The organism is Treponema sp. OMZ 838, assembly GCF_000775995.1.
In the GTDB taxonomy this organism is placed as follows: Bacteria; Spirochaetota; Spirochaetia; order Treponematales; family Treponemataceae; genus Treponema.
In genome coordinates this window covers 86,972-106,517 of sequence record NZ_CP009227.1, presented here as the reverse complement: position 1 = coordinate 106,517, position 19,546 = coordinate 86,972, and the positions used below count along the sequence as shown (strand labels likewise).

Below are 19,546 nucleotides of genomic sequence, written 5' to 3'. Positions count from 1 at the left end.
TATATTTCGGCGGGGTAATTGTTCCATTATTCTTCAAATAAAAAATTATTCATCATATCCGCATTCGGCGGTATATCGTATAAAAAGCGGGAATCCGGAATTCCTGTATTCAATCGATAATATGAAAAATCAAATGTGATCTTGCTGCCCGAAATGGGCCATGCTTCAATTCGTCTGATAAGCTTCGTTTCAGGCGAAACAAGCAGCCGGATATTTCTAAAAGTTTCTGAAGCCGACCGTCTATTAAGAGCAAGTACCACGACCTGCTCGGAGGAGCCTTCTTCCAAAGGCTGAGGTGCGGCTCCTGTTTCATACGCAATGGTGTACGAGCGTTTCAACAGCGATAGGCCTTGGGGCGTGGCAAGGTTGGCTGTACCCGCAGAGGAATCTTTTTCTATCGTTTGGTTTAACACCATCCGATAGGAGGGAACATAAATGGTCAATGTGTCGCCGGTGAAAAGAATGACCTGCTCGTTCGGTTTGGTAAAATCAATGCGGAGCCGATTCGGCCGTTTAAAGTAGACGGTGGCTTCCATTGTCTGAACCTTTGAGCCGGAGCCGGTTGAAACGGTGAGATTAGCTGTGTAATCCGAGAGTGCACCGTATTGTTCGGACATTCCGGCAAAAAAGACGCTTGCGGTCGTAATGGATTGACAAAATGCTGTTATATAAAAGCCGAATATAACGGCAGCAAAAACGATTGCTTTTTTCATTCGATCAGTAAAGCAGAAATGAGCGATAAAGTCAATATTTGGAAAATTGCTCTCGAAAATTACTTATAGGTGTTATGAAATAAGTTATTTTATTATAATGATTTATTCGTTCGCATGATTTAATTTCCCGATGCTCTGACAACATCGCATTCCGATATTTTTTTCGGATACGGCGCACGAATCACTGATAGCTCAGCAACGGAGTAGACGCGGTTTCGGGGATGCGGCAGCATTGAAAGATTTGATAAAAAGCGGTATCATCTTCCAAAGATGCTGATGAGTGTCTCAAATGAATGAGCTGTAAAGAAAAGCATAATCGATACGGTAATGTTGAATAATATACCCGCAAAAAAATGCGAAGAGCTGTAAAACAGCTTTATCGAAACTGTAAAACGGAGAAAATATGTTTTCGTACATTGTAAAACTGCTTAAATCGCTCAATACGAATTCACATCCGGGGGAAATCGCTCACGCCGTTGCAATCGGAATGCTCCTCGGTTTTATGCCGAAGGATAACGTGCTGTGGTACCTGCTGTTTGTGTTTTTTCTTTTTGTGCGTGTGAACAGGGGAGCCTTTTTGCTCACGGTACTGGTTGCAAGTTTGTTCGCCCGATTTTTTGATCCGCTGTTCGACTCGTTAGGCTATGCCGTGCTGACCTTTTCGTCGTTGAAGCCGGTCTATGCCGCTTTGCTCGACATTCCTTTTGTCGCCTTTACGAAATTTAACAACACGATAGTCGCCGGATCTATTGTATTCAGCTTGATACTGTATATTCCGGTATACATTGTGATAAGGATTTTCGCTAAATCGTGGCGCACATATCTTGCGCCGGCGCTTGCACGGAGTAAATTCGTGCAGGCTCTTTATCACGTTCCCTTTGTCGCGAAAATTGCCGGCTTTTTTACCGAGGTATAAATATGACACAAGAACAAAAGAAGATACCTTTCAAAAAACTTCCCTGGATGTTTAAAAAGACATATACGGAAAAGGCGCTCGAAAAAAAACTGCTTAAAAAGCTCTATATACCGGCAGACCGCGAATTTGTTGCGGCACAGTTTTACGCCGATGAAGAGGATCCGGCTAAATTGCGGATTCATCGTATCGAATACGACGTAAAAGATTTTAAGCGCTTAAAAATTTTAAGCAAACAGATAAAGCGGCAAAAAGGACGCATAAACCTCGTGCCGCTTGCCGCCGTTGCAGCTGTTGTTGTCGGTGTTGTGCTTGCCGTTCTTATGTTTAAAGATCCGCTTGCAAAGCGTGCTTTAACGGCAGGTTTGCAAAAAATCACGGGTGCTAAAGTCGATATCGCTTCGGTTCACGTCGGTATCTTGGATGCATCGGTTACCGTGCGCGGTCTTGCTGCTGCGGATAAAAATGCACCGATGAAAAACGTTTTTGAAGCGCAAAAAATTCAGCTCGATTTTAATTTAACGCAGCTTTTAAAAAAACGCTTTGTGTGTCAAAACCTCGAAGTTTCCGGCATGGCATTCGGAACCGATCGCAAAACATCGGGCGAGCTTCCGGCGGCTGTAAAAAAAGCGCAGGATAAAGATGCCGGTGATAGTAAAATAGCGTTGCTTATAAAAGAGCGGCAAAAAGATGCACTTGAACAGGGCAAAAAAATCGTTTCGTCGATGTTCGAAAGTTTGAATCCTCAAAAGTTTTTGGACAACGCACTTAAACAGCTGCAAACGCCTGCTGCGGCGCAAAAGGCACAGGAGACAGTCGCTCAAATTGTAGCGGTGTGGGAAAAGCGTCCTGCAGAACTGGAATCTGCCGTAAACGATTTTCGAAAAAGCTCGGAAAAAGTCATCGGGCGCGATTATCAGGCAATTAAAGACATTGCCGAATTGAAGACGGTCTTGGAAGAACTTAACGCTGCGATAAAAAACGGTCAAAAACTTGTAGCGTTGAGCGACGCGACGGTTAAGGATTTGCAAAAAGACGGTAAGGCCGTGCAGCTTGCCGCAAAGGAAGCGTTCAACGCAGTAAAAAAGGATACCGATTTTGTTAACGGAGAAATCAATAAAATCCGCTCGTTTACGGTTGCCGACGGAAAAAACATTTTCGCACAAACTATAAAAGCCGCTGCATACAACGTCCTCGGAAAATATTATCCGTATGCGGAAAAAGCGTTTAATGCTGCGCTCAATTTCAACAAGGGATCAAAAAAGGCGGCAAAAAAACAAAAGACCCGTCAAGAAGTCCGGCGGCTTCTGGGCAGAACAATCCAATACCGCGCAGACATATATCCGTCATTTTTAATTCAGCAAATGCTTGCAAACGGAACGGGTTTTGAAGGACGCATAAACGATATTTCAAATGATCCTGACCGCTGGGGAAAGCCCGTATCGTTCAGTGCTCATTTTGACGAAAGTGCTTTTTTCGAAAGCAAGCGTATGCACAATGGAGAAGGACTCGTAAATGTCGGAGAGAAACTCAATTATCCCTTATTGAAAATGCAATATACCGGAAGTGGCTATAGCGCTGCGTTTAATCCCTCTTCAGCTTTGCAGGCGATCGGCGCTTCCGTACTTGACATTGCCGGCGTTCCGTCTTTTGAGGGCAGGGCGAAAATACAGGCGGGTATACAGGCTGAGCGCGACGGGCATGTTGGTATCGACGCGGATTTTAGCTTCGACGAAGTGCGCCTTACGGCTGATTCGTTTGAACCCGATTTTATTTCGCGCATTTACAATGAGTCGCTTGCAGCGGTTAAAAATATGCGGTTTAAAATCAAGGCGGAGTTTTCCCAGTCTGATTTGAATATGGACATTGCAACCGATGCGGACAAGGTTTTTCTTGCTGCGCTGCAAAAAGGAATCAACAAAGAACTTTCAGCCATAAAGCAAAAGGCGCTTAAAGAAGCTCAAGCCGAATTGGAAAAATACACCGGTCCTTTAAACGAAAAGCTGGGTGATTTCGGCAGTATTGAAAAACTTGTTATGAATCAAAAACAAGCTGCCGATATGCTGCAAAAAAAACTGGAAGAAAGCAAAGCCGAAGTTATGAAACGCATCGAGCAGGCAGGCAAAGATGCGCTCAAAGATGCGGCCGGCAGTACGCTAAAAGGTTTATTCGGCCGGTAAAATAATGGGGCATTTTAAAGCGGAAACTACTTGACAAAAAATAAATTAAATACCATTTTTAGGCATGCTCCAATCTATTTTTAACGATATCGATATGCAACTGCCGGAACAAATACATAAGGCCGCCGTTGAATATCTTCCGGCGTTTCTCTCTTCAGAGGATGCCGAAGCACTTGCCGTACAAGCGCTGCTTATTGCCAGGGCTTTTCATGCAGGGGGGACATTTGAACAGGTGTTTACCGGTGCTGAACCGATTACGCAGCACTATCAAATCAACCTTATCCGCAGCTTTGAAAAAAACGTACGGCTGCTTGTCGATAAGATGTGGGTAGAAAAAGCCGACGAAGATGTCAAAGAAGATGTGCTTTATCGGCTCCGCTGTTTTTGTGAATCCATGCAGCAGGCGGAAAATCCTGTTGATTATGCGGAATTATTGCCTGAATGCCTCGGTGTCTTGCATGATGTGGTGTTATTGCTTTTCGGATCGCAAATCGACAATGAAGGGTTTTTAGAGTACGCGATTCGTATTGATCCCGATTTCGGACTTTTTTGGTATTACCTTGAATGCCTTACGGCGCAGCCTAAGCTTTCGGCAGAGAAAGCACGTTTGGCTATCTTTCTCGGTATTTATTTTCTTGCTAATTTTTAAATTGTCTTCTATTCTTACTCTATTGATTTATTTATTTTAACAGATTGACAGATACCGTTTACCGGTGTAAGTTACGGGTATTTTTACAAAAGATTTGAGAGGGATTAATTTTACTCGCCATAATTGAGGAGGGGAAAAAATGCGGAAACGAGTAACCGCAGGTATACTGAGTCTTTTGATGATAGTAAGTGCCGGCTTGGTCTCTATTGGATGCACAAAAAGCACGGAAACGCATACAAAAAAAGGCAGTACCGAAAAGGTTGTTTTAACACTAGGTTCATGGCGCACAGATGATTCGGAAGCGTGGAAACGTTTGCTTGCTGAATATGAAAAAGTGAGCGGTGTATGTATTCAATTTAAGCCGATTAATCCTACCAATTACAATGCTGAGCTGCGTTCACAGCTGGACAATGGAATTGGACCGGATTTAATGTTTGCCCGATCTTATACAGCGGAAGAAGAGCTGTATGAGAAAGGTTTTTTTGCAGATATAAACGATTTGCCCTATTTGCAGGAAAATTTTTCCGAAAGCAGTAGAGAAGCATGGCGTGGTGCCGACGGTAAATCCTTTGCGGTTCCCATTGCCGCCGTTGTGCAGAGTATTTACTATAATAAGGAGATTTTTGCAAGGGTTGGGCTCCCTATTCCTACTACATGGGAAGATCTGTTGCTTGCCTGTAAAGAGCTAAAAGATGCCGGGTATACCCCGTTTGCAAACGGACTTGCCGATGGCTGGGATATCAATGAATGTTTTATGATGGGGCTATTACCGAACTTTATCGGTGGTGAAAAAGGCCGGCATAAATATGAAAACGGTTTGCGTCCCTTTAACGATAGCGATATGATTGCCGCCTTTACTGCAATGAAGGATATTGCCCCTTATTGTCCGGAAAATTTTGCGTCGTTAACGTATACCGATTCAAATATGCTTTTTGCAACAGGTAAAGCAGCTATGTATGCCGATGGGTCTTGGACACTCGATAGCTTTAAAGAGTTACCATTTGAATGGGGAAATTTCGCTTTTCCGCCTCCGGCCGGAAAAAAACCGGAAATTTGCTTCCATGTCGATGTCGGAATAGCGATGAATGCGAACGGAGCGCATCAAAAAGAAGCTTGGGACTTCTTAGCGTGGCTTTGTACGACCGAAGGTACCGCCGTTGTCTCAAAATATCTGCCGAGTGGTTTTTATTCCATGTTCAATGGGACCCATACTATCACAAGTCCTCAAAGTGCCGAGATATACGCACTCCTTACCGGACGGGGACAGGATGTTCGCTTTGTGTGGCCTAAGTTAATGAACGGGACACCGTCCGGCTATACTTTGATGAATGAGGGAGTAATTGCCGTTATGAAGGGTGAAAAGACTCCTCAGCAAGCTGCTACCGCTTTTGCAAAAGGTCTTGCAAAGTGGTATAAGCCTTGATCCCTTTTGAAAATAAACGACACAGCTGCATCAGTAAAATATTACTTTTTTGCAAGGTCGGTTGCGAATATCTTTATCATGATGATGACGGAGAGCACGACGACAATTCCGTCAACAAGCGGCATTGCAAGCCATATTCCCCGCGCTCCGAAAAAATGAGGAAGAATAAGCACGGCAGGCACAAAAAGCACGAGCTGGCGGGAAATTGCCAACATACCGGCGGGTTTCGGCTTTCCGATAGCCTGAAAGAGCGTCATGTTCAATATCATAATGGCAAGCGCAGGGAAGATGATCATAGCGGTAACGGTATTGGTTTTTCCCTGTGCTACGAGTACGGGGTTATCAATGAACAAGCCCAATACCTTTTCGGGACTCAGCAAAAAGATAGCCCATGCCGTTATTGCAAGCAAAAGACCGAAGCCGTAGAACATACCGGTTCCTTTTTTTACCCGGTCAAAAAGTCCTGCGCCGAAGTTTGTACCGACGAAGGGCTGGTATCCTTGGCTTAATCCCCACAGCGGAATAAAGCTCAGCATCAAATAGCGGAAGAATGCACCCATCAGAACTACTTGATCTTCTCCGCCGTATTTTTTCAACGTCGAATACATGACTGTTTGCTGTACCAACGAAAGTACCTGCATAATCATACCGGACATACCGATTGCAATTGTTTCTCCGACAATCGATTTATCCAATTTAAAGGTTTTAAAGCGGACATTTTTGCTGAAACATAAAAAGTAGAAAAAGCTGAACAGTGCAAAAACTGCCTGAGAAATAACCGTCGCAACGGCAGCTCCTGCAAGCCCCTGCTTGAATACGATGATAAAGAGCGCATCGAGCACAATATTCAGCACGGCGCCTGATCCCATGATAATCATCGCAAGCGCAATTCTTCCTTCGCCGCGCAGCACCATATTAGAAGCCTGTCCGAAGTTGACAAATATGGAGCCAAGGTACACAATCCGTAAATACTGCACGCCCATTGCATGCATTTCCCCTTCCGCTCCGATAAGGCTCAACAGTTGCGGTGCAAAGATGTAGCCGACGACCATCACTGCGGACGACATCATCACTGCCAGTACAAAGACGTTACCCATCACCGCATCGATGGTCTCTTGATCTTTTCTGCCGACTGCCCGCGACAAAATCGAGGCGGAGCCCATCCCGATCAGTACCGCAATACCGTTATTCACCAACGTAAAAGCATACGCAACGCTGATTGCGCCGAGTGCTTTTTCACCTACATACCGCCCGACAAACATTGCATCGACAAAGCTGTACAAGCTGATCACCAGCATACCGATAATGCCCGGTATACCCAACTTTAGCATGAGCTTGAATATATTTCCCGATATAAGCTCTTCCCGTTTATCCGTCATAAGAACTCCTAAAATAGAAACCGACGATATCGTCAGTTATTTGATAAAAAGAACTATATATAAATGGAAATAGATTGTCAACCATATATAACAGTTCATCAATTGGGAACTTCTAAAAACTTTCATTTTTAGAGATGTCTAATAGTACACCGCATCAACCGCTTTTCGCGGATTACGGTAGATTTATATGGGAAAAAAATATTGATATTACTAAAATTTATATTTGCTAATACGGGAATCATCGTATATAATATGACAGTATTATCGCATTATGATATGCGAAAACCATTTTCTAGGAGTTCTTATGAGTACAAAAAAGAACAAGGAAGTCTCGGGCTTTCTCAAAGGTGTTGAAAGGATCGGGAATAAGTTGCCTCATCCGGCGATGCTATTCTTTATTCTCAGCATTATCGTTGTCTTTATTTCTGCCATTGTAGCGGCTGTCGGTGCGCCGGTTACCTACTTTGACGCGAAAAAAGGACAGGAAGTAACCATAAAGGCTATTTCACTTTTGAATGTCGAGGGATTTCGCTATATTTTGAACAGCGCAACGAAAAACTTTACCGGTTTTGCGCCGCTCGGTACAGTATTGGTCGCAATGCTTGGTATCGGCGTTGCCGAGTGGACAGGGCTCATCAATACCTCGTTGAAAAAGCTCCTCACCAATGTTAACCCCCGGCTGATGACTGCTGTTGTCGTTTTTGCCGGTATTATGAGTAACATTGCTTCCGATGCCGGTTATGTTGTAGTTATTCCGCTCGGAGCTATTGTATTTGCGAATGCCGGACGGCATCCGCTCGCAGGTCTTGCTGCAGCCTTTGCCGGTGTTTCCGGCGGCTTCTCCGCAAACCTCGTTCTGGGAACCACCGACCCGCTGTTAACCGGTATCACTATTGAAGCGCTTCACAATGCCGGTATGGATATCCCGCTCGATCCTACCTGTAACTGGTACTTTATGATGGCTTCAACAGTATTGTTGACAATCGTTGGAACTTTGGTAACCGAAAAAATCGTAGAAAAGAACTTAGGTGAATATCACGGAACGTATAAGCCGGACAATATGCCTGTTTCCGCAGAAGAAACAAAGGGATTAAAACTTGCCGGTATTTCCATTCTGATTATGGTAGCCGTGCTTCTCGTCGGGATGTTCGGTTTACCCGGTCTTCCGTCTCTCGCCATCTTAAGCGAAGTAAATCCCAAAACAGGTGTCAGTTCTCTCAGCAACTTTATGCACGGCGGTTTGCTCCCCGTTATTTTACTCCTTTTCTTGATACCCGGTTTAGTATATGGTAAGAAATTAGGAAAAATTAAGAGTTCCGGAGATCTCGTAAAAGGAATGACACACGGAATGAGTTCAATGGCCGGCTACCTCGTACTGGCATTCTTTGCGGCACAGTTTGTCAGCTACTTCGGTAAGACAAACCTTGGAACAATCATTTCCGTAAACGGCGCCAACTTCTTAAAGAGTATCGGTTTTACCGGTTTGCCGTTAATCATCGCATTCGTAATTATTTCCGCCTTCTTGAACCTCTTTATCGGTTCCGCTTCTGCAAAATGGGCTATTATGGCGCCGATCTTCGTACCGATGATGGTAAACCTCGGCCTCTCACCGGCTTTAACGCAGGTTGCATACCGTATCGGAGATTCCAGCACCAATATCATTACTCCGTTGATGAGCTATTTTGCGATGATCGTTGTCTTTATGAAAAAGTATGATGATGACTCCGGTCTCGGAACATTGATTTCGATGATGTTACCGTATTCAATCGCGTTCTTGCTTTCATGGATCGGTTTGATGATTATTTGGTATGTAACTGGCTTACCGCTTGGGCCGGGAGCATTCTTAACGTTATAAGGCATTTAGGGAACCGCTTGCGGGAGCCGGTATTTGCTGGTAATATATTGAGGAAATATTAACAGGCCGCATACAGGCAGCATTGGTTAAATTTTTTTTAAGTTGCTGCCTTTCTACAAAATTTTTATAGGAGTCATCTATGAACATTGAGAGAGATACGGCAGAGGCATTACTCAATCAATATGTTACGACAGAGCATATCATAGCGCATTCGTTCGCTGTTGAAGCTGTTATGCGTGCGCTTGCAAAACGGCTTTCGCCGGCGGATGAAGAACTGTGGGGGATTACCGGTCTGCTCCATGATTTGGATATGGACGTTTCCAATTGGCAGGAGCACCCTGAACGGCACGGCCCCGTAACGGTTGAGCTGTTAAAGAAACAGAATTTCGGCTGTGAGGAAATGTACAGCGCTATTATCGCTCATAATCCCGATACGGGCGCCGTACCGCAAACACTTTTTGAAAAAGCGCTCTTTGCAGCCGATCCTATTACCGGATTTATTACTGCCGTTACACTTGTTTATCCCGATAAAAAGATTACAAGCGTTAAGGTTAAATCCATTGTCAAGAAAATGAAAGCAACCGGATTTGCAGCCGGCGCCGATAGAGGTGCGATGATGTCGATAGAAAATATCGGGATACCGTTTCCGGAATTTGCTGAATTAGCCCTTGCAGCGATGTGTGCTATCGCCGACAAGCTCGGACTTTAGCGCGTGTTGACGTGTGAGCTTTGCCCGCCTGCGTTGAAGAGGCTCTTTGACTTCTCGCGTTAACTCCTTTAAGTCTTGCGGGCTGTAAGCCTGTCTGATATTATACAGCTTATGGCTAAATTTAAACGGCAGTCAAAATCCGCCCGCGAGGCGGAGATACAGGAAGCTGCAAAAAAAGTATTTTTAGAGAAAGGCTTCCGCTATACGACAATGGAAGATGTGGTAAAACACACAACGCTTTCCAAGGGCGGCGTATACCAATATTATAAAACGACAAAGGCAATTCTTTTCGATATTATGCAAAACGGAAATTATTTCCGGTATGAACGAACCGAAAAGATTGTGCAGGAGTCGGCCGGTACCGAATCGCTTGCCGAGGTTATGACAGATGCTTGTATGGCGAAGCTCTTTGATGAAGTACCCGAAAAAAAACTCTACTTGATGTTTTTAGCGGAAATTCCTTATGACCGCGATTATGAAACATTGTATTTTCAATTGGAGAAACAAGCCTTTGAGCTATTGATAAAAACCTTACACTACACTCCCCAACAAGAACTGGAACTTCTGGATATTATCCGGCATCAAGAATATTTTCTGTTTAAAATTTTTCACGGTATGCTGGTTATGCACGAATTATTCAGCGATAAGGATGTATTTAATCAAAATAAAGAAAAAATTCGTACAATAATTCTTAATGCCATGCAAAATTTTTTCGACCGGCATCAAGATTTGTTCAACCGTTTTAGCCGATAATGCGTTTACCCTGAAGGATGAAATAATATATGATATTGATTAATTTTATACTTGCAATGTTGCCAATTGTCTGGCTTATTATTTCTTTAAGCAAACTCAAGATGAGCAGTTGTAAAGCCTGCGGTATTGCGTTGCTGATAACGGCAATGTTAGCGGCACTGTATTGGAACTTGCCTCCGCTACATATCTCGTCCGCTATGTTTGAAGGAGCTGCCTATGCGCTCTGGCCTATCTGTTTGATTATTGTTGCCGCTCTTTTTACATACAATTTAACGATACACACCGGCGCGATGGAAAAGATCAAAGGAATGCTGATCGGTATTTCCGATGATAAAAGAATACTGATGCTGATTATCGGCTGTGAGTTCGGTAATTTTATGGAGGGTATGGCTGGGTTCGGGACTGCGGTTGCTATTCCCGCGTCGATTCTTGCCGGAATAGGTCTTAATCCCATCAATGCGGTAACGGCTTGTCTTGTTGTAAATACGACGCCGACTGCGTTCGGTTCGGCAGGAGTGCCGACAGCAACACTTGCTTCCATTACAGGGTTAGTCTTGCAGCAGCTTGCTGCAAATGCCGCACTCATACAGGCTATTCATACATTTCTTTCGCCGTTCCTTGCGGTAGTCATCTGCGGAGGAGGAGTAAAGGCATTAAAAGGCGTATGGCATATTACGTTGATCGCATCGCTGTCGTTCCTTGTTCCCTATCTTCTTTTTGCGCAATTGTTAGGCCCCGAACTTCCGACTATTGTCGGTTCAATTTGTTCGATGCTCTGCGTAATCCTTGCGGCAAAATTCGCTAAAAGGAAACGTAATGAGGCTCCCGGTACCGCAAAAATCGAATCGGAGTATTCCGTAAAAACTGCCGCAGCAGGGACAACAGTACCGGCAGCGCATATCGGCTTTGCCGAAGGCCTTAGAGCGTGGGCGCCGTTTATGCTCATCTTTGTATTGTTAATTCTGACCTCAAAGCTCTGTCCTCCGGTGCATAACGCCATTAAGGATTTCAAACATTCGTTTATGATTTATACGGGAGAAGGAGGTAAGCCGCTCACATTTAGCTGGATAAATACTCCGGGAGTGGTGATATTTATAGCGGCTATCTGCGGAGGGCTTATTCAAAAAGCTTCATGGTTCGAAATGGCAAGTGTGTTGGGCTTTACCCTAAAAAAATATTGGAGAACCTTCGTAACGATTTGCAGTGTTTTGGCAACTGCCAAAGTGATGATATACAGCGGGATGATTTCCGATATTGCCCGTTCGGCTGTTGTTGCAACCGGGCCTGTGTATCCCTTTGTTGCGCCGCTTATCGGGGTATTGGGCGCGTTTATAACAGGGTCGGGTACCTCTACCAACGTCCTCTTTGGGAATTTACAGCTCGAAACCGCTCTTTCGCTCAATCTAAATCCCTATTGGATTACTGCAGCAAACGTGATGGGAGCCGGTATCGGTAAAATGGTATGTCCGCAGAATATTGCAATCGGTGCAGGAGCTATCGGTATTACCGGTTCCGACAGTAAAATTCTTGCGGCAGTGTTTAAATACTTTGTTGTGTATGCATTGCTTGCGGGTGTAATCTGTTTTGCCGGCTCGTTTCTGATGTGAGCCGCTGCACATTTCCGTTCAGCGGTTCTCTTTGGAATGTAATGCAACTCCGGGTAAGGGAGCCGGCTGTGCAAAGCGGATACATTTAAACGGATGGATATTAACTGCGTTTACATACCAGCCTTTTATATCACTTAAATCAATGACGTTGATTGCAGGAACATGAGAAAGCGGAATGATAACCGACGAATCTAACAGCAATTGTTCCGCTTTTGCAAGATATTCGAATCTCGCTTTGCGATTTTGTTCCGCCGATGCCTTTTTGATAAAGTTTTCGTAGTTGGTATTATGCCAGCCTGAATCATTTAAAGTCGAATCCGATCTGAATAATTCCAGAAAAGCAAGCGGATCCGCAAAATCGCCAATCCACGAAATAACCGCTAAATGATAGTCATCCGTTTTTAGTCGGTCATAGTATTCTTCAAAAGGAACGGTTGTAATTTCCGTTAAAATTCCGATTTTTTCCCATACGGTTTTTAACAATGCCGCTTGTTCGGTATAGAATGCCGTTTGCGGTAAGAGAATTTTTACCGGCTGCGGTGATGCGGGTTGCGGTATATTTTTTAAAAGGTTTTCTGCCTTTGTCGTATCCTGTTTATCAACACCGGGTACGGCGGGATATCCTGTGAGGGGAAATACCAACGTCTTAGCAGGAATTAAATAATCTTTACGCAATTCAGCATAGGGGAGTGCGGCGAGCAGTGCTTCTCTGAGTGTTTGATTATTGCATGGCGCTGTGTTTGTTTTAAAATAGAAAAATTCGGTTGCAAACATCGGCGTAATGTGAATGGTATATGCCGCTGCTACTTTATTTAAATTGACAGATCCGCAAAGCCAGTGAATAGCTCCCTGATTAAACGCTTCGGTCATTTTATCGGCATCTTCATCTAATAATATGCTGATTGCAGGGAGCTGTACCGATTCGAAATCCCAATAAGCGGAATTCTTTACGAGGCGGATTTTTTCGGCGGTAAAACTTTCGATTTTAAAAGGCCCGCTTGCAATCGGTTTAAAAGCTTCGGAAGGTTTCATAAATGAACTTTTTCCCGCATAACGGGTTATTGCTTTGAGCTGTGAAGGGTGTACTGCCGAAAATGCATGATGGCAGAGTATATTGGCCAACTGTTCCGCCGGATAGACAAGCGAGATTTTTAATGAAGTATCGGACTCCGCATATAAACCGATAGCCGATGTGTCGGAGCTTTTGCCGGTGCGGTATTCTTTTACGCCCTTAACGCAGTCTAAAAGCGAGGCATACGGTAAATCAAGTTGAGGGTTTAACAAATTGATAAATGAATCGCAAAATACTTGAGCGGTAATAGGATCACCGTTTTCAAATGCGATCTTATCCCGTAGTGTAAACGTCCATGTCAAACCGTCTGCACTGATCTTCCAATCCTTTGCTAATCCGGCGACCGGCTGTAATGTATAGGGATCGTAGGTACACAGTCCCTCATATAAACCGGTTAGAATTTGCGCTTCATTTGCATTATATGCAGCATGAGGATGTAAGTTCGGAATACCGGTAGTAACCGAAACGATAAATTCTTTTTGAGGATAGGGTTCACTTTCTGCACATGCTGCAACAGATACTACAAAAGGCACTATACATAAAGTAAGAAACAGTAATATGTTTTTTTATTCATGAATCAATCCAAGTTCTTTCATATTTGAATATTCTTCAACGCTCGCATTGTATTCCGCTCTGCATTGATTTGCTTTTATAACTGCATTTCGGATTGTTGTCAATTCTATTTTTATCCCTTTCATTTTTGAACGCAAGATAACATCACCGGATTTATAATAGTCATCCAATCCGCCGAGTGTTTTTAAATATCCGTTGCATATAACAATATATTTGTTTAACAGTTCAAGTAATTGTTCATTATTCATACCCGTTAAACGCTGCTGCAGATCGGAGGTGCCTGACGCAAGGACTTTAAAAATACGAATTGTTTTTGCTAAATTATCAGTAAAATCTTCCAGTACGATTATTTCTTTCTTTTGCAAATTACTGATAGGATCCTTAATTGATATGGTAATTTCATGTTTTTTTTCTTCCATATTGAACGCACGTCTCAGGGCTTCTAAAAACTTGGTAAAAATCGTCATACGCGATTTGTATATTATTTCTTGGTTAGCCATGAGTTTGGTGAGGCAGGTATCAAAATGATTACCGGTCGTACCGAGGATACGAAGCCCTGTTATAAGTACCGGCCGCATATTTTCTTGTTTATTGGTTTTTATATCTTCTTTTTGCGATACGTTCAAATGACGTAATATTTCCCGTTGCAGATGTTCCGAATCGGGACCGTAATCTTCTTTAATAACTTCCATTACAAGCTCATGATAGAAGGGGAGTTTTTCGTCGTTTGCTGCGAGGGCTTTTTTTAGAGTTTTTAATAATTTAATCGGGCTTGCGATATCGGCTTGTGTAACCGTTAAATCGGGCGGCATATTTTTTCTGACCGTTAGTTTATATTCTTCTCGGTGTAGACGGGCAAGCTGACGGAGTGTTTTATTGATGTCCGTATCGAGCTTCGAAAGGTGTCCGAGCGAATCTCTCAAGAGTCCGCCGGTTAGCGTATCGGAGACGGAGTGAAGCGATTTACAAATCTCCGCTAGTGCGCGGGTGTTTGCAAGTGTTGAATTTTCATTGAGTGCCGACCACTGGAATGTTTTATTCAATGCGAGCATGGATGCAATACGCTGCGGTGTCAGGAATGAACAGTTAAATTGATAGGAGTTAGTTAAAAAATCGAGCATCGTTTGATACTGTGCCAATCTGGAACCGACGACGGCAGCACGCTCACCGTCTGAAAAAGCTTCATTGCTGGGGACTTTTATTTCGGTCATACGGCTATCGTATTTATACGGATCGTCATAGACCAAGCCCTTTTTCAGCAAATTGCTGCGGAGGATTTTTACCACACTGCCGAGTGCTGTATAATTTTGCTGTAACTGCGGGAGTAAATGCCTGTTGAACTCTTCCCGTTGTATGGCTATGTGATGTTCTAACTCTTCAGAAAAATTTTTCGTAGATTCCATACCATCATCATCGGCAGTTTAAAAAAATTTTTATATGATTTATGGAATAACCGCCTTAAAAGCGAAGTGTGGGAATAAATGTAACTTAAAATATACAGCACACTACTGTGCCGTATATTTTTAGAGGGTTTTGTGCTGCGCAATCCGTTACTTTATCGCGCCTGCTGTCATTCCTTTGATAAAATACTTACTCATAAATAGATAGAGAATCATCATCGGGAGGATTGCTACCGTTAATCCGGTAAAGAGGAGCGTCCAGTTGGCACTGTGTTGTCCGAAAAAGGTACTGAGACCGACCGGCAGGGTTTTGAGACTTCTGCTATGTAAAAAGACAAGCGGAAAAAAGAAGTCATTCCAAATAGGAACTGCATTGTAGATAGTTACCAACGCAATTCCCGGTGCAATGACCGGCATCATAATTTTGCTGTAAATACTAAAATCATTGCATCCGTCTATCCGTGCCGCATATTCGAGGTCTACCGGAATAGCTTTAAAGAAACCGGAAAGGATAAATATCGTTGAAGGAATACCCATTGCAGTAAAAATCAAGATAACCGACAAAAAGTTATCCATAAGCCCAAGTTTTCTGATGATCATGAAAAGCGGTATAATAGCAGCTTTCAGCGGCAGCATGATACCGCTTAAAAAGATCATATACAGCAGGGTATTTCCTTTAAACACATATCGACTGATAGCGTACGATGCCATCGATCCGAACAGCAGAACCAATACCATAGAGGATACCGTTACGATGATGCTATTGATAAAGAAGGTACTGAATCCCATATCAATCCAAACCCGTTTATATGAAGAAAAATCGGGATTGGCCGGTAAGGCGAACGGGTGTTGGAGGATTTCCCGTGTAGGTTTTAACGAGGATATGACCATATTAAAAAGCGGATACGCAATCAAAATAACATAGACAATCATCAGTGTTAAAATAGCGCCGACTGCAAAGTTCTTTACTGGAGAGGCGGCAGTCTTAATGCGCAAATTCATGTTCATACCTGTGTCTCCTTTGCTTTTCCGATTGCGACGGATACGAGCGAAATACAAAAGGTCATAATATAGATGATAACGGCGATGGTACTTCCGATCCCGATTTCGGGGTTACCGGTATCTACCGAACCGAAAGCTGTGCGGTAAAAAAGCGTGCCGATGGTGTCGGTACTGTAGTTCGGTCCGCCGCCAAGGTCGGTCATGGTGTATATCTGTTCAAAAACATTTAAACTGCCGATGATGGTTAATACCGTGATAACCGTTATGGACGGAATGATGAGCGGGAATATAATTTTCCAAAATAAGCCCATCTCGCTGACGCCGTCTATGTACGCAGCTTCGATACAGCTTTGATCGATAGAGTCGATGGCTGCAAGGAACACGAGCGAAGGGAAGCCTACCCAGCGCCAAATATTAGTTGCGATGATAGCGAAGGTTGCGGTGTTTTCGTCACCGAGCCATGCCCGCCGGAGGGATGAGAGATCGAGGAGGTTCAAAAAGCTATTGACCAGCCCATCGCTCTTTAAATACATACCCCACAAAAAACCGACCGCTACAATAGAAAAAAGCACCGGTATAAAAAATACCCGTTTAAAAAAGCCATGCCCTGCAATCTTTCTGCTTAATGCATATCCGAATAGCAGGCCGAGGCTGTTTTGAATGAGCATTGTACAGCAGAACCAGATACCGTTGTGCTTTAATGCATTCCAAAAGCGTTCATTATACGGAAAGGTAAAAAACAACTTTTTAAAATTACCAAATCCGGTAAATGAGCCGCGAAGAAGCTGATTCCAGTCAAAGAAACTGTTGAACAAGCTCATAAAAAGCGGCAACAAAATAAAAACGCTGACAATCAGCAGCGCCGGCGTTACGAAAAACGCGATCCATAAAAATTTACTTGTTTTTGATGTTATCATACTTTCTATCCGGAGCAATCACATCAGACTACTCTTCAATAGCCCCGCAGAATAATATAGGCTGTTCAACCTTTCCTTTTGAAAACAGACGGACATCTACTTCGTTATTTCACAAAAATTAGTCCTCGACGTACAAAAAGTACGCCTGCGGGTAATTTTTGTTCATGCCTCGTATCTGCCTCGTCTCTTTTCAAAAGGCTAACGCAAAAATTATTTTTTAACCATTAGCCCCAATTATTCTGCGATTTTTATCTATTGTGTCTGATGCGATTGCTCTGAGCGGCTATTCCTTTTTACTTTTGAAAAGGTTTATAATAGGTAGCGATACCGGTTTGTACGTTCTTACATGCTTGTTCTGCAGTTAACGTACCTGCCAAGTATCCCTGTCCTGCAGCCTGCCACAGAGCGGAGCCGGTCGGCTGTTCATAGCGGAACGGAACGAGGAAAATATAGCTGGTGCTGTTTTTCATCAGCGTGATGACCTTTCCGACGAAGGGATCCAACGAGGTATCTACACCAGGGGTAGAGCTGATCATTTTCAGATCGGAAATCAGCATATTGCCTACTTCCGGGGAACCGAGGAACTGCAAGAAGGTGAGCGCCGCTTCTTTATGTGCTGTTTTGGCATTGACTGCCCAGTTCATATCGGCATAGAAAGTAACGTACTGTTTGCCTGCCTTTGTGCCCGGTACGGGGAATGCATCGAATTGAAGGGAGGGATTGTTTGCTTTAAAGGTTCCCGCTTCATACGAACCGCCGATCATGTGTGCGGCCATTTCGTTCATAAAAGCGCCTTGAATATCGGTATAGCCGACACCGGTGAACAATTCCGGCATATAGGGGCGTAATGCGCCGATTTTTTTGACTGCATCCACAAAGCGCGGGTCTTCGAAGGTTGTTTTACCGGCAACGACTGCATCGAAAAAGTCGTTGGCTCCGTAAAAGTTGGGGCCGACGCCGCCTAAAAGCGTTTCCACCGTCCATCCGTCCTTCGAACCGTTTGCAAGTGGGGTAATCTTGTTCTTCTTACAAACTTCAAGATTGGAAATGAATTCATCCCACGTCGCCGGAACCTTTAAACCAAGCTTTTTGTAGATATCTTTGTTGTAGTAACAGAAGATCGCTTGGCTTAATGCGGGCAAGCCGTACATTTTACCGTCTTTAATGCTCCGTGCACCCTGCTTTGCCGGTTCGGAGTAATCCTTTAGATTGGGGATAAGGCTGTCAAGTGCAAGGAGATACCCGCTGTCCGCAAGTGTCTGTAAACCGCCGTACGCTCTACCCATAAACACATCCGGTCCGCCGCCGCCTTGCAGCGATGCGCTCACGATCGTGTTATACTCGGTATTTTTAATGGCGGTTTGCTTTACCGTGATGTTCGGATGCTTTTTTTCAAAGGCTTTAATCACCTTCTCGTAGAATTCCACATCCTCGGTACGCCATGTCCAAAATTCCAGCGTAACTTTTTCGCCGGATCCACTGCTTTTTTCACTTGAACCCATGGCCGTTAATGCACATGGCGTCAAGAGAAAACATGCTGCCAAAGCTGCAATGATTTTGTTTTTCATCATTTGCCTCCTTTCTTACTATCAAAAATTTCTATATTAGCCGATTTAAAAAATCGGTTAATAACCTTTTTAATACCGCTGTCCCACAGCGGCCATTCATGCCCGCCGGGACTTTCTTCATAGTAATGCTCGATACCCTGTTCCTGTAAAAAACGGTGAAAGTCCCGATTAATACCGATGAAACCGTCCGAGGTACCGCATTCAAGGGAGAGCTGCGGATAAGCCTTTCCCTGCACGGACTTTTTCATTTTGAGCACCGCATTTTTATATTCGCTTTCCATATTCTCTATACTGCCGAATATACCCTTCGCCCATTCAGGGGTAAAGACGGGATGTTCGGGTGAAAGCTGCTCCCTCGTCAAAAAAGCGGAGGAAATGCCCGCCGCGGCCCCAAAGTTATGCGGATATAAACACGCTGCCCGTATCGCCCCTGCGCCTCCCATCGAAAGCCCTGCGATAACGGTATCCTCCCGCTCCGCTGAAAGGCGAAACAACCTCCGTGTTAGCCGTATCAGCTCGTCCCCGACAAAAGCGCCGTACTGCTGCCCGGGCAGTTTACCGTCGATATAAAACGCATTTTCCGCCGCCGGCATAATGACGGCAATATGTTTTTCCGTTGCGTAGCGGCGTATATTTGTAAGCGTGAGCCAGTCCGTATGGCAGCCATACAGCCCGTGTAGCAAATAAAGCGTTTTGAGCGGTCTGTTTTCCTGCGCCTGCGGTCTTTGCCCGGAAGCATCGGGCGCGCTTTCTTCCGCCGGAATAATTGCGCACAGTGAAACCGGACGCATAAATGATTGTGCAAAAACTTCGGTATAAACAAGTGCCATCTT

The 19,546-nt window shown here is 44.1% G+C and carries 16 protein-coding genes; 8 read left to right on the top strand and 8 right to left on the bottom strand.

Annotation, left to right across the window (positions count from 1 at the left end; genetic code table 11):
* Window positions 1–26 precede the first annotated feature (26 nt).
* Window positions 27–713, bottom strand: a complete 687-nt coding sequence (locus QI63_RS00440) for a LolA family protein (RefSeq protein ID WP_044012871.1) — start codon at window positions 711–713, stop codon at window positions 27–29.
* A 403-nt stretch (window positions 714–1,116) separates the two neighbouring features.
* On the opposite strand from QI63_RS00440, the gene QI63_RS00435 reads away from it, so the two are divergent.
* The 4 genes from QI63_RS00435 (at window position 1,117) to QI63_RS00420 (ending at window position 5,878) form a co-directional block, all read left to right on the top strand.
* Entirely contained in the window at window positions 1,117–1,629 is a 513-nt protein-coding gene (locus QI63_RS00435) for a TIGR03546 family protein (RefSeq protein WP_044012867.1), read from the top strand.
* Window positions 1,630–1,631: 2 nt separating this feature from the next.
* Window positions 1,632–3,806 (top strand): TIGR03545 family protein, encoded by a 2,175-nt coding sequence (locus QI63_RS00430; protein ID WP_044012864.1) that lies wholly within the window; start codon window positions 1,632–1,634, stop codon window positions 3,804–3,806.
* A 64-nt stretch (window positions 3,807–3,870) separates the two neighbouring features.
* Complete coding sequence (locus tag QI63_RS00425; protein WP_044012861.1) at window positions 3,871–4,455, top strand: hypothetical protein; 585 nt, start codon at window positions 3,871–3,873, stop codon at window positions 4,453–4,455.
* A gap of 139 nt (window positions 4,456–4,594) precedes the next feature.
* The gene (locus QI63_RS00420) at window positions 4,595–5,878 is read left to right on the top strand and encodes an ABC transporter substrate-binding protein (protein ID WP_044012858.1); all 1,284 of its coding nucleotides are present in this window, start codon (window positions 4,595–4,597) and stop codon (window positions 5,876–5,878) included.
* Between the two features lie 41 nt (window positions 5,879–5,919).
* Here QI63_RS00420 and QI63_RS00415 read toward each other — a convergent pair whose 3' ends face one another.
* Window positions 5,920–7,257 carry an MATE family efflux transporter gene (locus QI63_RS00415; protein WP_044012856.1) on the bottom strand — a complete coding sequence of 446 codons (1,338 nt, stop codon included), beginning with the start codon at window positions 7,255–7,257 and terminating at the stop codon, window positions 5,920–5,922.
* 304 nt (window positions 7,258–7,561) lie between these two features.
* Between QI63_RS00415 and QI63_RS00410 the strand changes: the two genes are divergently transcribed.
* The 4 genes from QI63_RS00410 to QI63_RS00395 all read left to right on the top strand — a co-directional run bounded on the left by QI63_RS00410 (window position 7,562) and on the right by QI63_RS00395 (window position 12,181).
* Complete coding sequence (locus QI63_RS00410) at window positions 7,562–9,112, top strand: AbgT family transporter (protein WP_044012854.1); 1,551 nt, start codon at window positions 7,562–7,564, stop codon at window positions 9,110–9,112.
* A 139-nt stretch (window positions 9,113–9,251) separates the two neighbouring features.
* Window positions 9,252–9,821 (top strand): HD domain-containing protein, encoded by a 570-nt coding sequence (locus QI63_RS00405; protein WP_044012851.1) that lies wholly within the window; start codon window positions 9,252–9,254, stop codon window positions 9,819–9,821.
* 111 nt (window positions 9,822–9,932) lie between these two features.
* Window positions 9,933–10,574 (top strand): TetR/AcrR family transcriptional regulator, encoded by a 642-nt coding sequence (locus QI63_RS00400; RefSeq protein WP_044016842.1) that lies wholly within the window; start codon window positions 9,933–9,935, stop codon window positions 10,572–10,574.
* 29 nt (window positions 10,575–10,603) lie between these two features.
* Window positions 10,604–12,181 carry an L-lactate permease gene (locus QI63_RS00395; protein WP_044012848.1) on the top strand — a complete coding sequence of 526 codons (1,578 nt, stop codon included), beginning with the start codon at window positions 10,604–10,606 and terminating at the stop codon, window positions 12,179–12,181.
* An 18-nt stretch (window positions 12,182–12,199) separates the two neighbouring features.
* On the opposite strand, the gene QI63_RS00390 is transcribed toward QI63_RS00395, so the two are convergent.
* From QI63_RS00390 to QI63_RS00365, 6 genes are all read right to left on the bottom strand, one after another.
* Complete coding sequence (locus QI63_RS00390; RefSeq protein ID WP_235619728.1) at window positions 12,200–13,786, bottom strand: peptide ABC transporter substrate-binding protein; 1,587 nt, start codon at window positions 13,784–13,786, stop codon at window positions 12,200–12,202.
* A 33-nt stretch (window positions 13,787–13,819) separates the two neighbouring features.
* Window positions 13,820–15,229: a TP0584 family protein gene (locus tag QI63_RS00385; RefSeq protein ID WP_044012842.1), complete on the bottom strand. Its 1,410-nt coding sequence runs from the start codon at window positions 15,227–15,229 to the stop codon at window positions 13,820–13,822.
* A gap of 147 nt (window positions 15,230–15,376) precedes the next feature.
* Complete coding sequence (locus tag QI63_RS00380; protein WP_044012839.1) at window positions 15,377–16,234, bottom strand: carbohydrate ABC transporter permease; 858 nt, start codon at window positions 16,232–16,234, stop codon at window positions 15,377–15,379.
* Complete coding sequence (locus QI63_RS00375) at window positions 16,231–17,145, bottom strand: carbohydrate ABC transporter permease (protein ID WP_044012837.1); 915 nt, start codon at window positions 17,143–17,145, stop codon at window positions 16,231–16,233. Before QI63_RS00375 ends, QI63_RS00380 begins: the two co-directional genes overlap by 4 nt.
* Before the next feature lie 293 nt (window positions 17,146–17,438).
* Entirely contained in the window at window positions 17,439–18,716 is a 1,278-nt protein-coding gene (locus tag QI63_RS00370) for an ABC transporter substrate-binding protein (protein WP_044012834.1), read from the bottom strand.
* Window positions 18,713–19,543 (bottom strand): alpha/beta hydrolase, encoded by an 831-nt coding sequence (locus QI63_RS00365; RefSeq protein ID WP_052185436.1) that lies wholly within the window; start codon window positions 19,541–19,543, stop codon window positions 18,713–18,715. The genes QI63_RS00370 and QI63_RS00365 overlap by 4 nt, the downstream gene beginning before the upstream one ends.
* Window positions 19,544–19,546 lie beyond the last annotated feature (3 nt).

Bases quoted from the DNA above. Each gene is read 5' to 3' on its own strand.
- QI63_RS00430 (WP_044012864.1), top strand. From the start codon at position 1,632: ATGACACAAGAACAAAAGAAGATACCTTTCAAAAAACTTCCCTGGATG.
- QI63_RS00415 (WP_044012856.1), bottom strand. From the start codon at position 7,257: ATGACGGATAAACGGGAAGAGCTTATATCGGGAAATATATTCAAGCTC.
- QI63_RS00365 (WP_052185436.1), bottom strand. From the start codon at position 19,543: ATGGCACTTGTTTATACCGAAGTTTTTGCACAATCATTTATGCGTCCG.
- QI63_RS00400 (WP_044016842.1), top strand. From the start codon at position 9,933: ATGGCTAAATTTAAACGGCAGTCAAAATCCGCCCGCGAGGCGGAGATA.
- QI63_RS00385 (WP_044012842.1), bottom strand. From the start codon at position 15,229: ATGGAATCTACGAAAAATTTTTCTGAAGAGTTAGAACATCACATAGCC.
- QI63_RS00420 (WP_044012858.1), top strand. From the start codon at position 4,595: ATGCGGAAACGAGTAACCGCAGGTATACTGAGTCTTTTGATGATAGTA.
- QI63_RS00435 (WP_044012867.1), top strand. From the start codon at position 1,117: ATGTTTTCGTACATTGTAAAACTGCTTAAATCGCTCAATACGAATTCA.
- QI63_RS00440 (WP_044012871.1), bottom strand. From the start codon at position 713: ATGAAAAAAGCAATCGTTTTTGCTGCCGTTATATTCGGCTTTTATATA.
- QI63_RS00395 (WP_044012848.1), top strand. From the start codon at position 10,604: ATGATATTGATTAATTTTATACTTGCAATGTTGCCAATTGTCTGGCTT.
- QI63_RS00380 (WP_044012839.1), bottom strand. From the start codon at position 16,234: ATGAACATGAATTTGCGCATTAAGACTGCCGCCTCTCCAGTAAAGAAC.
- QI63_RS00410 (WP_044012854.1), top strand. From the start codon at position 7,562: ATGAGTACAAAAAAGAACAAGGAAGTCTCGGGCTTTCTCAAAGGTGTT.
- QI63_RS00375 (WP_044012837.1), bottom strand. From the start codon at position 17,145: ATGATAACATCAAAAACAAGTAAATTTTTATGGATCGCGTTTTTCGTA.
- QI63_RS00405 (WP_044012851.1), top strand. From the start codon at position 9,252: ATGAACATTGAGAGAGATACGGCAGAGGCATTACTCAATCAATATGTT.
- QI63_RS00425 (WP_044012861.1), top strand. From the start codon at position 3,871: ATGCTCCAATCTATTTTTAACGATATCGATATGCAACTGCCGGAACAA.
- QI63_RS00370 (WP_044012834.1), bottom strand. From the start codon at position 18,716: ATGATGAAAAACAAAATCATTGCAGCTTTGGCAGCATGTTTTCTCTTG.